This is a genomic window from Microbacterium foliorum (assembly GCF_003367705.1).
In the GTDB taxonomy this organism is placed as follows: domain Bacteria; phylum Actinomycetota; class Actinomycetes; order Actinomycetales; family Microbacteriaceae; genus Microbacterium; species Microbacterium foliorum.
In genome coordinates this window covers 2728768-2743695 of the sequence record NZ_CP031425.1, presented here as the reverse complement: position 1 = coordinate 2743695, position 14928 = coordinate 2728768, and the positions used below count along the sequence as shown (strand labels likewise).

At 70.1% G+C, this 14928-nt stretch carries 8 protein-coding genes, 1 tRNA gene and 1 pseudogene; 8 read left to right on the top strand and 2 right to left on the bottom strand.

Translation table 11 applies throughout. The annotated features are described in order from the left end of the window. The first annotated feature begins 72 nt into the window (after positions 1–72). From gabT to poxB, 7 genes and pseudogenes are all read left to right on the top strand, one after another. Positions 73–1434 carry a 4-aminobutyrate--2-oxoglutarate transaminase gene (gabT, locus tag DXT68_RS12995; protein WP_045254224.1) on the top strand — a complete coding sequence of 454 codons (1362 nt, stop codon included), beginning with the start codon at positions 73–75 and terminating at the stop codon, positions 1432–1434. 1 nt (position 1435) lies between these two features. After that, on the top strand, positions 1436–2914 hold the full coding sequence (locus DXT68_RS12990; RefSeq protein WP_045254225.1) for an amino acid permease: 1479 nt from the start codon (positions 1436–1438) through the stop codon (positions 2912–2914). A 78-nt stretch (positions 2915–2992) separates the two neighbouring features. Continuing rightward, positions 2993–4375, top strand: coding sequence for a flavin monoamine oxidase family protein (locus DXT68_RS12985; RefSeq protein WP_045254226.1), 1383 nt, complete (start codon positions 2993–2995; stop codon positions 4373–4375). A gap of 269 nt (positions 4376–4644) precedes the next feature. Beyond that, positions 4645–4869, top strand: a pseudogene (locus DXT68_RS12975) (amino acid transporter); the annotation flags it as partial. 33 nt (positions 4870–4902) lie between these two features. After that, a complete protein-coding gene (locus DXT68_RS12970; RefSeq protein ID WP_045254228.1) occupies positions 4903–6369 on the top strand; it encodes an NAD-dependent succinate-semialdehyde dehydrogenase in 1467 nt (488 codons plus the stop codon). Positions 6370–6396: 27 nt separating this feature from the next. Then, positions 6397–7761 carry an NAD-dependent succinate-semialdehyde dehydrogenase gene (locus DXT68_RS12965; protein ID WP_045254229.1) on the top strand — a complete coding sequence of 455 codons (1365 nt, stop codon included), beginning with the start codon at positions 6397–6399 and terminating at the stop codon, positions 7759–7761. A 404-nt stretch (positions 7762–8165) separates the two neighbouring features. Then, positions 8166–9890: a ubiquinone-dependent pyruvate dehydrogenase gene (gene poxB / locus DXT68_RS12960; protein ID WP_045254230.1), complete on the top strand. Its 1725-nt coding sequence runs from the start codon at positions 8166–8168 to the stop codon at positions 9888–9890. Between the two features lie 116 nt (positions 9891–10006). Here poxB and DXT68_RS12955 read toward each other — a convergent pair whose 3' ends face one another. Both DXT68_RS12955 and DXT68_RS12950 read right to left on the bottom strand, forming a co-directional pair. Then, positions 10007–12805: a hypothetical protein gene (locus tag DXT68_RS12955; RefSeq protein ID WP_045254231.1), complete on the bottom strand. Its 2799-nt coding sequence runs from the start codon at positions 12803–12805 to the stop codon at positions 10007–10009. 29 nt (positions 12806–12834) lie between these two features. Next, a complete protein-coding gene (locus DXT68_RS12950; RefSeq protein ID WP_045254232.1) occupies positions 12835–14658 on the bottom strand; it encodes an HSP90 family protein in 1824 nt (607 codons plus the stop codon). Positions 14659–14848: 190 nt separating this feature from the next. Between DXT68_RS12950 and DXT68_RS12945 the strand changes: the two genes are divergently transcribed. Beyond that, positions 14849–14921: transfer RNA gene (locus tag DXT68_RS12945), tRNA-Trp, on the top strand. The last annotated feature ends 7 nt before the right edge of the window (positions 14922–14928 follow it).

Genomic DNA, 14928 nt, shown 5'->3' with positions numbered 1-14928 from the left:
GGCGATGATCCTGATCAGATTGTACAGTTCGGCGAATGCACCGGCCGCTGCCGCGGTCGTACGCTCGCCCACATGGCACTCCTCGACACCGCAGCAGTTGCAGTTCCCCTCGGCGGGCCCGACCTCCCGCAGGAGCGTCGACTCGTGACCGACCTCCCCGGCCCGCGGTCGGCCGAGATCCTCGCCCGCAAGGCCGACGCGGTCGCTGCCGGTGTCGGCCACACGGTTCCCGTCGCGGCCGTCGCCGCCGGCGGAGGCGTGGTCGTCGACGCAGACGGCAACTCGCTCATCGACCTCGGCTCGGGCATCGCCGTGACCACGGTCGGAAACGCGCACCCCAAGGTCGCCGCCGCCGTCGCCGCGCAGGCCGCGCAGTTCACGCACACCTGCTTCATGATCTCGCCGTACGAGTCGTACATCGGCGTCGCCGAGGCACTCAATCGCCTCACTCCCGGCGACTTCGCCAAGAAGAGCGCCCTGTTCAACTCCGGCGCGGAAGCCGTCGAGAACGCGATCAAGATCGCCCGCAAGCACACCGGTCGCCAGGCGGTCGTCGCCTTCGACCACGGCTACCACGGCCGCACCAACCTCACGATGGCCCTGACCGCGAAGTCGATGCCGTACAAGAGCGGTTTCGGGCCGTTCGCCCCAGAGGTCTACCGCGCGCCGATGTCGTACCCGTTCCGCGACGGCCTCGAGGGCGGCGAGGCCGCCTCGCGCGTCATCCTGCAGCTCGAGAAGCAGATCGGCGCCGACAACCTGGCGGCCGTGATCATCGAGCCCATCCAGGGCGAAGGCGGATTCATCGTCCCCGCCGACGGTTTCCTGCCGGCGATCGCGTCGTGGTGTCGCGCCAACGGCGTCGTCTTCATCGCCGACGAGGTGCAGACCGGCTTCGCACGCACCGGCCACATGTTCGCGAGCGAGATCTTCGGCATCGAGCCCGACCTCATCACCACCGCCAAGGGCATCGCCGGCGGCATGCCTCTCGCCGCGGTCACCGGCCGCGCCGAGATCATGGACGCCTCGCACGCGGGCGGCCTCGGCGGCACCTACGGCGGCAACCCGATCGCCTGCGCCGCGGCGCTCGCCGCGATCGACGTCTTCGAGAACGACGGCGTGATCGAGCGGGCACGCGAGATCGGCGAGATCCTCACGCGCCGCCTCGGCGAGCTGCAGGAGGAGGATGCCCGCATCGGCGACATCCGCGGACACGGTGCGATGATCGCCGCCGAGTTCGTGGACCCCGAGACGAAGGCCCCCGACGCCGCCCTCACCGCGGCCGTCGCCAAGGCCTGCGTCGCCCAGGGCGTCATCGTCCTCACCTGCGGCACCTACGGCAACGTCATCCGCTTCCTCCCTCCGCTCGCCATCGGCGACGACCTGCTGAACGAGGGCCTCGACGTGGTGGCCGCCGCACTCGCCAAGGCCTGACATGTCGGCGGACTCGGAATCGCAGTGGGACCGGCCCGTCTCTCCCGAGACGTCGGCCGGTTTCGCCGGCGCGAACCCGCGCACGAAGAAGCTGCGGTCCCGCCACGTCACGATGATCACCCTCGGGGGGATCATCGGCGCGAGCCTCTTCGTCGGATCCGGCAACGTCATCCGCACCGTCGGCCCGGCCGCCGTGGTGTCGTACCTCATCGGCGGACTGCTCGTGTTCCTCGCGATGCGCATGCTGGGGGAGATGGCGGCATCGCGCCCGGCCATCGGCTCCTTCATGGAGTACGCCAGAGTCGGGCTCGGCAACTGGGCCGCCTACCTGGTGGGCTGGCTCTACTGGTACTTCTGGGTCGGAGTGCTCGCCTACGAGGCGGTGCTCGGCGGCGAGACCATGGCCGGCTGGTTCCCCGTCGTCCCGTCGTGGGCCTGGTCGCTGATCCTGATCGCGATCTTCGTCGGCACCAACGTCATCTCGGTCCGCACCTTCGGCGAGGTCGAGTTCTGGCTCGCCAGCATCAAGGTGCTCGCCATCGTCGTGTTCCTCGGCGCCGGTCTGCTGTTCGCCTTCGGTCTCTGGCCCGACTCCGAGATCTCGGTCTCGAACCTGTGGGAGCACGGGGGCTTCGCCCCGAACGGCTTCGGGGTCGCGTTCACCGGCGTCGCGCTGGTGATCTTCTCGTACTTCGGCACCGAGATCGCGGTGATGGCATCCGCCGAGTCCGAAGACCCCGCGAAGGGGATCCGCCAGGCGACGAGCACGATCATCTGGCGCATCCTGCTCTTCTTCGTCGGATCGGTGCTCATCATCGTCACCGTGGTGCCCTGGGACGAGCTCCCCGTGCCGACCGACGTCGCCAACGCGCCGTTCACGTACGCGCTCGAGCAGTTCGGCATCCCCGGTGCGAGCATCATCATGCAGCTCGTCATCTTCACCGCGGTGATCTCGGTGCTGAACTCGGGTCTCTACTCGGCATCCCGCATGTTCTCGGCGCTCGCCGAGCAGGGATTCGCGCCGCGCATCGTGGCGAAGAAGTCGAAGAGCGGAGTGCCGGTCATGGCCCTTCTCGCCTCGACGATCGGCGGGCTGATCGCCACGCTGGTGAACTTCTTCACGCCGGGGTCGGGGATCTTCGACTTCATCATGAACTCCGCAGGTCTCGTCGCGCTGTTCGTCTACGTCTTCATCGCGCTGACGCAGTGGCGCCTGCGGCAGCGGATGACGCCCGAGGAGGTCGAGAACCTCTCGCTCAAGATGTGGCTGCACCCGTGGCTGAACTTCCTGCTGATCGCGTGCATCGCCGCGGTGGTCGTCGTGATGCTCACGACCGAGGGTGGGCGCACGCAGGTGTGGACGAGCCTGATCGCCACGGGCGTCCTCGTTCTCTTCTGGCCGCTCGTGCGCCGGAATCTGAAGAAGCGCGCCGACGCGCCGTCCACCACGACTCCGGGAAGCGACGTCGTCGCGACCTGACCCCACGTCCGGTCGCGATCCATATCGGGGGATGTGGGATCGCGACCGGCACGACACTTTCCAACGAAGGAGAAGCAGATGGCTGAGATCACCCGCGACGTGCTGATCGTCGGAGCCGGAGCCGCAGGGCTCACGGCGGCGAACGACCTGCGCAAGGCCGGCCTGTCGGTCGCCGTGCTGGAGGCCCGCGATCGCGTGGGCGGCCGTCTGTGGACGGACGTGATCGACGGCGCCATGCTCGAGCTCGGCGGGCAGTGGGTCTCGCCGGATCAGGATGCGCTCAAGGACACGATCGACGAGCTGGGCCTCGAGACCTACAGCCGCTATCGCGAGGGTGACAGCGTCTACGTCGGCCCCGACGGACAGGTGCACCGATTCACCGGCGAGATGTTCCCGGTGTCGGCGGCGACCGAGGCGGTCATCGCCGAGATCACCGAGCGCCTGGACGCGATGGTGGCCGAGATCGACCCCGACCAGCCGTGGGCGCACCCGCGCGCCGCGGAGTGGGACTCGGTCACGTGGGACGCCTGGCTGCGCGCGCAGACCGATGACGACGAGGCCGTGCTGAATCTCGCGTTCGCCACGGGGTCGGCGATGCTCACCAAGCCGACCCACTCGTTCTCGCTGCTGCAGTCGCTGCACATGGCCGCCTCGGCCGGGTCGTACTCGAACCTCGTCGATGCCGACTTCATCCTCGACCAGCGCGTCGTCGGCGGACTGCAGAAGGTGCCGCTGCTGCTCGCCGAGCGTCTGGGCGACGACGTCCTCCTGAACCAGCCGGTGCGCTCGCTCGAGTGGAGCGATGACGGCGTCACGGCGACGACCGACGAGCTCACCGTGCGCGCCCGCTTCGCGATCCTCGCTCACGCTCCCGTGCTCTACAGCCGCATCGCCTTCGAGCCGCCGCTGCCCCGCCGCCAGCACCAGCTGCACCAGCACCTCTCTATGGGCTTCGTGATCAAGGTGCACGCGGTCTACGACCGGCCGTTCTGGCGCGAGCAGGGGCTGAGCGGCACCGCCTTCAGCCCGTACGAGCTCGCGCACGAGGCGTACGACAACACCAATCACGGCGATGAGCGCGGCACCCTGGTCGGCTTCGTCAGCGATCAGAACGCCGACGACCTCTTCGCGCTGTCGGCCGAGGAGCGCAAGGAGCGGATCCTCGCCTCGCTGTCGCACTACTACGGCCCCGAGGCCACGGATCCGGTCGTCTACTACGAGAGCGACTGGGGCACCGAGGAGTGGACGCGCGGTGCCTACGCCGCCAGCTTCGACATGGGCGGGCTGCACCGCTACGGAGCGGACCTGCGCACCGCCGTCGGGCCGATCCACTTCGCCTGCAGCGACATGGCGGGCGCCGGATTCCAGCACGTCGACGGCGCCATCCGCATGGGGCACCTCGTCGCGTCGACCATCGTCGAGTCCCGCCGGGCAGCCGGCGACCAGGCTGAGGTCGGCTGATGCCCGGCGCGGTCGTCGTCGGGTACACGGCGACGGATGCCGGCGCGGATGCCGCGGCTCTCGGCGCGCGACTCGCCCGCAGTCTCGGGGCTGTCCTGCATCTCGTGATCGTGCTGCCCTCTGAAGGCACCCGCAGTGCGGCGGTCCCTCCGGAGCGCGCGTACGAGGACCACATCCGACGCCAGGCGAAGGAGTGGCTCGAGGACGCGGTCGTGCGCCTGCCGCAGGAGCTGACCCGCACGGGGCACGTGCGGTTCGGGGAATCCTTCGGTGCGATCCTCGCGGTGCTGTTCGTGACGACCCTCATCGACTCGATGGATCCGGCCTACGGAAGCGGATCCAACATCGGCGGCCTCGGGCTCGTCTTCGTGCTCGGCGTCGGGATCATCGTGATCGGCATCGTGGTCATGATCTGGCAGTCCATCCGTCGCCCCGCGTTCTTCCGCGGCGAGACGCTCGGCGTCGACGCGCCGCCGAGCGCTCGCCGCCGCTGACCCGTCCTCCCGTTCTCACAGAAAGAGATTCCCATGAGCACTCAGACAGAGCAGGCGCTGCTCGACAGCATCCCCACCGGCCTCTTCATCGGCGGCGAGTGGGTCGAGGGCAGCACCGGCAAGACCTTCGACGTGCAGGACCCGGCCACCGGTGCGGTCATCCGCACGATCGCCGACGCGACGCCCGAAGACGGCATCCGCGCGCTGGATGCGGCCGTCGCCGCGCAGGACTCGTGGGCGGCCACGGCGCCGCGCACCCGCAGCGAGATCCTGCGCAGGGCATTCGACCTCGTGCAGGAGCACAAGGAGGACCTCGCGCTGCTGATGACCCTCGAGATGGGCAAGCCGCTCGCCGAGGCCCGCGGCGAGGTCGGATACGGCGGCGAGTTCCTCCGGTGGTTCAGTGAGGAGGCGGTGCGCATCAGCGGCCGCTACGGCATCAATCCCGAGGGCACCGGACACATGGTGGTCTCGCAGCGCCCCGTCGGCCCGTCGTTCTTCGTCACGCCGTGGAACTTCCCGTTCGCGATGGCGACGCGCAAGATCGCCCCGGCCCTCGCCGCCGGCTGCACGGTCGTGATCAAGCCCCCGGCACTCACCCCGCTGACCACCATCTTCTTCACCTCGCTGCTCGAGAAGGCGGGACTCCCGAAGGGTGTCGTCAACGTCGTGCAGACCTCGAAGTCCTCGGCGCTGTCGGCCCCGATCATCGCCGACCCGCGGCTGCGCAAGCTCTCGTTCACCGGCTCGACCGAGGTGGGGCGCAAGCTCATCGCCCAGGCCGCCGAGGGTGTGCTGCGCGTGTCGATGGAGCTCGGCGGCAACGCCCCGTTCGTGGTGTTCGACGACGCGGACCTCGACAAGGCCGTCGACGGAGCGCTCGCCGCGAAGTTCCGCAACATCGGTCAGGCCTGCACCGCAGCCAACCGCTTCATCGTGCACCAGGACGTCGCCGACGAGTTCGCGCGCAAGGTCACCGAGCGCGTGAACGCCATGAAGATCGGCCGCGGCACGGAAGAGGGCGTCGCGATCGGACCGCTCATCGACGCGGATGCCGTCGCGAAGGCCGGCGAGCTCGTCGATGACGCGGTCGACCGCGGCGCGACGCTGCTGGCCGGCGGCAAGGCCGTCGAGGGCACCGGCACCTTCTACGAGCCCACCGTGCTCACCGATGTGGTCCCCGGATCCGCGATCCTCCGCGAGGAGATCTTCGGTCCGGTGCTCGCGATCGCGACCTTCGAGACCGAGGACGACGCGGTGCGCCTGGCGAACGACACCGAGTACGGTCTCGTCTCGTACGTGTTCACCGAGAACCTGCAGCGCGGTCAGCGGATGATCGACCGGCTCGAGACCGGCATGATGGGTCTCAACGTGGGTGTGGTCTCGAACGCCGCGGCTCCGTTCGGCGGTGTCAAGCAGTCCGGCGTCGGCCGCGAGGGCGGCCTCGAGGGCATCCACGAGTACCTGTCCACCAAGTACACGCTGATCCCGGTCTCCTGACCGCTCGGCCCAGAGGAGGATGAACACATGACCGACTACACCGTCATCAACCCCGCCACCGGAGAGACGCTGGCGTCCTTCGACACGTTCACGGACGCGCAGATCGAGGAGGCGGTCGCCGCCGCCGACGAGGCGCACCGCGACTGGTCCCGGTCCTCGACCGTCGCCGAGCGCGCCGAGCTGCTGCGCCGCGCGGCCGCCCTGCACCGCGAGCGTCGCGAGGAGCTCGCCGACGTCTTCGTGCGCGAGATGGGCAAGCCCCGTGAGGCCGCGCTCGGAGAGGTCGACTTCGCGGCCGACATCGCCGAGTACTACGCCGACCAGGCCGAGGCCATCATGGCCGATCAGCCGATCGCGATCCTCGGCGAGGGTTCGGCGATCGTGCGCCGCTCGTCGCTCGGGCCGCTCGTGGGCATCATGCCGTGGAACTTCCCGGCGTACCAGATCGTGCGCTTCGCGGCGCCGAACCTGATCGTGGGCAACACGATCCTGCTCAAGCCCGCGCCGCAGTGCCCCGAGTCGTCGACCGCCATCGAAGCGATCTATCACGATGCCGGATTCCCGAAGGGGGCGTACCAGAACGTCCTCGCGACGAACGACCAGATCGCCGACATGATCGCCGACCCGCGCGTGCAGGGCGTCTCGCTCACGGGCTCGGAGCGTGCCGGTGCCGCCGTCGCCGAGATCGCCGGACGCAACCTGAAGAAGGTCGCGCTGGAGCTCGGCGGATCCGACCCGTTCATCGTGCTCTCCACCGACGACCTCGACGCCACGGTGCAGGCGGGAGTCGACGCCCGTCTCGACAACAACGGCCAGGCGTGCAACGGCGCCAAGCGGTTCATCATCGTCGACGACCTCTACGACTCGTTCGTCGAGAAGTTCACGGCGGCGATGGCATCGGTCACGGCGACCGACCCCACGCTCGACGACACGGTGCTCGGACCCGTCTCGTCCGAGGCGGCTGCCGAGAACCTGCAGAAGCAGATCGATCAGGCCGTGGAGCAGGGCGCGACGCTGCTGACCGGCGGCACCAGAGACGGCGCGTTCTTCGCGCCGACCGTGCTCGCCGATGTCACGCCCGAGATGAACGTCTATCGCGAGGAGCTCTTCGGCCCCGCGGCAGTCGTGTATCGGGTCGCCGACGAGGACGCGGCGGTCGCCCTGGCGAACGACACGACCTTCGGTCTCGGCTCGTACGTCTTCACGACGGATGCCGAGCAGGCCGAGCGCGTCGCCGACAGCATCGAGGCGGGCATGGTCTACGTGAACCTCGTGCTCGCCGACAGCCCGGAGCTGCCCTTCGGCGGCATCAAGCGCAGCGGCACCTCGCGGGAGCTCGGTCACCTCGCCGCCGACGAGTTCGTCAACAAGAAGCTCATCCGGATCGGCTGAGCACCGGCCCTTCGTCTCGCTCCGCGCTTCCTGAGCGCCCTTCGTCTCGCTTCGCTCGCTCAGGAACCGGAGCGCAGCGACGGCCTTTCGCGCTTCCTGAGCGCCCTTCGTCTCGCTTCGCTCGCTCAGGAACCGGAGCGCAGCGACGGCCTTTCCCGCCCCCTGAGCGCCCTTCGTCTCGCTTCGCTCGCTCAGGGGGCGGGGTGCCCTTCGTCTCGCTTCGCTCGCTCAGGGGGCGGGGTGTGGCGGGGCGACGGCCTTTCCTGGTTCCTGAGCGCCCTTCGTCTCGCTCCGCTCGCTCAGGAACCGGAGCGCAGCGACGAGACGAAGGGCGGCGTGTGTGGTCGCGTCGAGCTTCGACGGGTGCCGGAACCTGGTCGCCCGCGCGGGCGTAGGTTGGAATCATGGCAACCGTCGCAACGAACATCGTCAAGACCCTCCGCGCCAACGGGATCGACCGTGTCTACGGCCTTCCGGGTGATTCCCTCAACGGGTTCACCGACGCCCTCCGCAAGGACGGCGGGATCCGATGGGTGCACGTCCGCCACGAGGAGTCCGCGGCATTCGCGGCGGCGGCGGATGCGTCGCTCACCGGCGACCTCGCGGTGGTGGCAGGCTCCTGCGGGCCGGGCAACCTGCACCTGATCAACGGTCTCTTCGACGCCAACCGCTCGCGGGTCCCGGTGCTGGCGATCGCGGCCCACATCCCGACGTCCGAGATCGGCACCGGGTACTTCCAGGAGACGCACCCGCAGGAGCTCTTCCGCGAGTGCAGCGTCTACGTCGAGTACGTCGCCGATCCGTCGCAGATGCCGCGACTGCTCGAGATCGCGATGCGCGCAGCGATCGAGCAGCGAGGGGTCGCGGTGCTGGTGATCCCCGGCGATGTCGCCCTCTCCGAGATCGCCGATGACCGTGCGGTCGTCATCGAGCGCACGCATCCGGTCGTCGTGCCCCGCGCCGACGAGCTCGAGCGAGCGGCGACTCTGCTGAACGCGTCGAAGAAGACCACGATCCTCGCGGGCGCCGGTGTCGAGGGCGCGCACGACGAGGTCGTCGCGTTGGCCGACCGCCTGGGCGCGCCGATCGTGCACGCGCTCCGCGGCAAGGAGTTCATCGAGTACGACAATCCCTTCGATGTCGGGATGACGGGACTGCTCGGTTTCGCCTCCGGCTATCGCGCGATGGAGGCCGCCGACACGCTGCTGGTGCTGGGCAGCGACTTCCCTTACGAGCAGTTCTACCCCGAGCACGCCACGACGATCCAGGTCGACATCCGCGGATCGCAGCTGGGCAAGCGGCATCCGCTCGATCTCGGCCTGGTCGGCGACGTCGGCGCGACCGTCTCGGCGCTGCTGCCTCGACTCGCCGAGAAGAGCGATCGCGGCCATCTCGACGACGCGACGGCGCACTACCGCAAGACCAGGGCGAAGCTCGACGACCTCGCCACGCCGACGAAGGCGGGGCGCCCGATCCACCCGCAGTACCTCGCCCGGCTGCTCGACGAGCAGGCCGCGGATGACGCGATCTTCACGGCCGATGTCGGCTCGCCCACCGTGTGGGCGGCGCGCTACCTGTCGATGACCGAGAACCGTCGACTGATCGGTTCGTTCACGCACGGCTCGATGGCGAACGCGCTGCTGCACGGGATCGGTGCTCAGGTGTCGCACCCCGACCGTCAGGTGGTCGCTCTCGCCGGCGACGGCGGACTGGCGATGATGCTGGGCGAGCTGCTCACCCTCACGCAGAACCGACTTCCGGTGAAGACCATCGTGGTGAACAATTCGTCGCTGAACTTCGTCGAGCTCGAGATGAAGGCGGCCGGGTTCGTGACCTACGGCACCGATCTCACCAACCCGAGCTTCGCGGCGATCGCCGAGGCCATGGGCATCTTCGCCCGTCGCGTCGAGAACAGCGAGGACCTGCCCCAGGCTGTGCGCGAGGTGCTCGCACACGACGGACCCGCACTGCTCGACGTCGTGACCGAGCGACAGGAATTGTCCATGCCGCCGGCGATCGAGGCCGAGCAGGTGAAGGGATTCGCCCTGTATGCCATCCGCACGGTCATGTCCGGCCGGGGCGACGAGCTGCTCGACCTCGCCAGGGCGAACTGGCGGCAGTTCCTCTGAGCTCGGTCGGCCCGCGTCGGCCGGCCCGCGTCGGCCGGCCCGCGTCGGCCGGGACGAGTCGGCCGACCCGCGTCGGCCGGCCCGCGTCGGCCGGGACGAGCACGGGCCCGTGTGAGTCAGCTCTCGAGCAGCCCACGCACCTCTTCGGCCTCGGCGTGGCGTCCGAGCGCCTCGAGGGCAGTGCCCAGCTCCAGGGCGCAGACCTCCCGCAGCGCGGGCTGGCCGTCGGCGTGCTCGATCGCGCTGCGGTAGATCGGCACGGCATCACCGGGGCGCTCGTTCGCTGCGAGCAGGCGGGCCGCGAACAGCTCCGATCCGCCTGCCGCGCCGAGGTCCCCGACGGCGGCGAACGCGTCGGCCGCGGTGAGCGCGGCGGCGACGGCCTCGTCCGTGCGTCCGAACTGCGCGAGCACGCGCCCGCGGGAGTCGGTGACGTCGGCGAGCAGCCATTCCGCGTCGTGCTCCCGGGCGAGGGCCGCGACCTCGTCGAGCAGTGAGAAGGCCCGCTCGTCCTGACGGGCCCCGTACGCCTGGCCGAGGTTGTGCAGCACGTCGGCGAGGGTGCCGACCGCCTCAGGGGCGCGTCGGGCGAGTGCGGATGCCGTCTCGAGCGCCTCGATCGCCTCGTCGTGCTCGTCGAAGCGGGCGAGGATCTTCGCGCGCTCGGTCAGAGCCACGGCCTGCTCGGCATGCTCGTCGTCCTGTCCGAACAGCTCGGCGGCGTAGCCGAAGGCGCCGACGGCCTGCCCGTACTCTCCCGACGCCGTCAGCGCGCGGGCGAGCAGGGATGCCGTCATCGCCCGTGACGCGGCCGGCACCCCGGCCTGCTCCTCGCGCTCCAGCACCTGTGCGAACAGCTCCGCGGCGACCGCCGAGTCACCGGCCGAGAGCATGGCGCGTGCGAGGCGGAAGTCGGCGCCGGCCTGATCGCCGCCCTCCTGCGCCACGAGCCGCGAGGTCACGCGGTAGCGGGTGACGGCCTTCTCGGCATCGCCGGCGTCCTCCCACAGCGCGCCGGCGAGCAGATGCGCCGCGGCCAGGGCCGTGGTCGCGCCGAGCCCGGCGAGCAGCCGGCAGGCCTCGTCGGCATCCGCGGCACCCTCGACGAAGGCGTCGCTGCCGCCGCGCACCCTGGCGCGTGTCTGCAGGGCCTGCGCCCGGTGACCGGTGCTGAGGTCGTCCTGTGCGAGAAAGCGGTCGAGCACGGCCGAGGCGCTCTCGATGTCTCCCGAGTGCAGCATCGCCGCGATGGCGACGAGCGTCGTGGTGTTCGCCAGCCGCACGTCGCCCGCTTCGACGAAGGCCCTGGCGGCGATCTCCGCCATGTCGAGAGCGGCCGCCGGCTCCTCGGACTGCAGGTGCAGCGAGGCCCGACTGATGGCGAGGTCTCCGCGCGACCATGCGGGCAGGGACGACGCGTCGGCGAGCGCGTCTTCGAGGGCGGATGCGGCGTCGGCGGTGTTCACGCCGAACGTGGCGAGGCCGAGCCGCTGTTCGAGGTCGGCCTGTTCGTCGAGTCCGGCCGCCCGCAGAGCATCGATGCGCGCGGGGAGCAGTTCGGCAGCCTCCTCCTCGCGGTCGAGGGCGATGAGGATCCCGAGCCGCATCGACAGCAGCTGCGCGATCTTGCCGGGGTCCTCGACGCCCATCGCGTGCGGGAGCGCCTGGAGCGTCTCGTGCTCGGCGCCGAACTGGGCGAGCTGCATGGCGCGGTCGAACCACGCATCCGGATCCGCGGGAGCGGCCGCCTCAGGGACGGTGGAGAAGGCGTCGGAGCGGATCGGCACGTCGTAGTGCTCGCTCGAGAGGGTGCGGGTCCTGGCGAGGCTGCGGGCGTGGCCGTCGGTGCCGTCGCGGCGATCGAACTCGGCGCCGATGCGCTCCGCCGCCGCCCACGACGCCGCAGCGAGCTCGGCGGCGTGCCAGGCTCCCTCGTGCGCGCCGAAGAACTCGGTGAGCGCGGGGGAGTCCGCGCCCCGCACCGGGGTGTCGCCGTGTCCGGCCGCGGTCACCCTATCGAGCGCGAAGGCGAAGGCCGCGAGTGCGGCGGCGTGCGCGTCGACGTTGAGGCCGTCGTGGCCGAGCCACGAGATGTGGCGCTCGACCTGGGCGAGCGCGCGGGCCTCGTTGCCGGTGAGAGCGGAGAACACGATGTTGTTGGCCACGATGCGCAGGTTGTCGGGATTGTCCTTGGCGAGGCGGTAGCTGCGCAGATGGGCACTCCTCGCCTCATCCAGCCTGCCTGCGCGCAGGTACGGCACGAGCACGCGGGAGAGGGCGTGCTCGGGCTCCTCGCCGCACGAGAATCCGCCCTCGAGCATCTCCTCGACGAGACGGATGGCCTGCTCCTCACGGTCCGTCTCGGCGAAGAAACCGGCGAACTGACTGCGTCCGCAGGCGTCGCAGTGGCTGTGATCGTCTCGGGGCGTGGCCTCCAGCTGCACACGCAGGGTCTCGGCGTCGTCGAGGCGGCCGGCATCCCACGCGTCCTCGAAGCGCGCGGTCAGCACGCCGCTGAGCCCGAGCCCGCCCGCCCGGTAGTGCGCCTCCATGTCGTCGAGCACTGCGGCGATCTGCTCGGACGAGAACGCCGGCGACGACCGCAGCGACGAGGCCATCCATTTGAACTGCCACATCAGGTCGGCGCCGCCGTATTCGAGGTCGGCGGGGAAGCGCTGCGGGTCCGCATCGTGCCGGGCCAGGCACCACGCGAACGAGTTCAGCATCACGTCGGTCGCGCCGTTCATGTTGGCCGACGCGGTCTGCCGCATCCGTGCCTCGTACTCGAGCCGCTCGTCGCCGATCTCGACCGCGAGCGCCACCGCTTCGGCGACGAGCGCCTGCTCGGCGGGGCCCCAGGGGGTGCGATCGATCTCCTCGACAAGCTGCGTGAAGCGCGTGCGCGAGCGTTCCATGGTGAGTCCTTCGGGCTGTGGTGGGCGGATCAGAACGCGTCGTCGAACGGCAGCGAGTCCTCTTCGAGGCCGGCCGACAGTGCGACCAGGTCGGTGAGGGCCGTCGTCATGAGGGCGCGGTCGGAGTCGGAGAGCGGGTGGTGTCCGGCAAGCAGGGCCTGGATGTAGAGCAGCTGCACGGTGCGGGCGAACACCGCGTCGTCGGCGACGCGCACCAGCGCTCTGATCACGCGGTTCGACCAGTTCAGGCACAGGCGTGCGCGGAGATCCTCGGCTCCGCCCGCCGCGGTCGTCGCGTCGATGCGATCGAGCACCCCGCCCCACAGCGATCCGGTGATCCCTCGCGTGCGACCGCGATCGATGCGGCGCAGCACCTCGGGGTCGGCGACGTAGAGCGCGGCGAGCTCGGGCTGGTCGACGGAGCGCACCGTGACCGAGCAGTCGGAGGCGCTCAGCACCGCGCTCGCCCTCGCCTCGAGGGCGAGCGCGGCGTCGCGGTCGTCCAGGGGAGGGGGATCGAGGCGGTCGAGTTCCCCGGTCACGTCGACGACCTCGACGGTGACGTGGGGATAGAGATCGGGCAGCATGCGCACGATGTCGGAGTCGTAGAGGTAGCCGCCGTTGACAAGGACCTCGGATGCCGGTGAGATGCCCGCCACCTGACGGAACTCGTCGACCGACGGGGCGACGCGCACGTGCGGATACCGCTCGACCAGATCGCCGATGCGCATCGTGCCGTGCGTGGTCTCGAGGGTCAGCCACCGGGTGATGAACCGCGCGAGCTCCTCATCGTGGCGGACGAGCGACTTCAGCCCCACCTCGTGGATCGCCACGAACTGCGCGAGCCGGTGGGGTTCGCGCAGCCCGAGCTCGAGCACCCAGCGACGGATGCCGGCGCCGAGGTGCTCCCGCACCCGCTCGAGGGCCGCGTCGTCGACGAGCGACTCGCGACTCGCGGTCGGCGACAGGCCGGTGGAGTCGACGACCGCGCGGACGAAGAACGCCCATTCCGGCAGCACGTCGTCGACGCGCTCGCCGAGCAGCATCCGCCCCAGATACATACGCGTCGCCTGGCGTGCGCCCGGCGGCGGGGCGTACGGCAGCACGTAGGCGAGTCCGCGCGTGCCGGTCGCCGGCTCGTGCAGCTCGATCGCGTCGAAGGGGGCGGCGCCGAGGAGGTCGCGCCCGTACCGCACGGCCTGCTCGATGTCGTCCGCGGCATCGAGGAACGGCGCGGGGCGGGTGATGTCGATGTCGCCGGTCGGTGAGTCCACCGTGACGCGCACGGGCAGAAACTCGGCGAACGTCGTCGCCAGCTCGCGCACCGCGGCGGGGCGCAGCAGGTCGTCGGCGTCGAACCGCGCCGACAGGTGCACGCTGGTGCCGATGGGCAGATCGTCGTCGATCTCGACGACGCGGAAGGTGCCGTCCGCGTTGCCGGTCCATTCGACCGCCGAGCCTCCGCGTGCGCTGCGCGAGCGGATCACGATGGTGTCGGCGACCATGAAGCAGCTGAGCAGCCCGATGCCGAACTGGCCGAGATAGTCGCTGCGCGGGAGGTCGAAGATGTCGCGTTTCGAGCTGCGCCCCACGGTGGCCAGCAGATCCGCGACCTCGTCGATGGTCAGGCCGATCCCGTCGTCGCGCAGCACGAACTCGCCGGAGGCGTCGGTGAGCGGGGTGATCCGGATGTGTCCGCCCGCACCGTCGACCTCGCGGCGCGCCGTGACGGCATCCCGCGCGTTCTGCAGAAGCTCGCGCAGATAGACGCGGGGGCTCGAGTAGATGTGCCGGCTCAGAAGGTCGACGACCCCGCGCAGGTCCACCTGGAACTGCTGCACGTCAGCACTCACCGCATCGCCTCCTGTCGCGTCCGCCCGCCGAGCCTAACAACAACGGCACCTCGGGGTCCGGTTCGGCCGCGGCCGGAGGATGCCGTATGCTTGACGAGCAGTTGTTGTCTGCATTCTTTCGCCGTGCCCGGTCCTCCGGTCCGGTCCGGATGGCAGGATGAAGACGACACCCCGAGACCATCCGGTCTCTAGGGCGGTAGCTCAATTGGCAGAGCAGCGGTCTCCAAAACCGCAGGTTGCAGGTTCGATTCCTGTCCGCCCTGCGCGTCA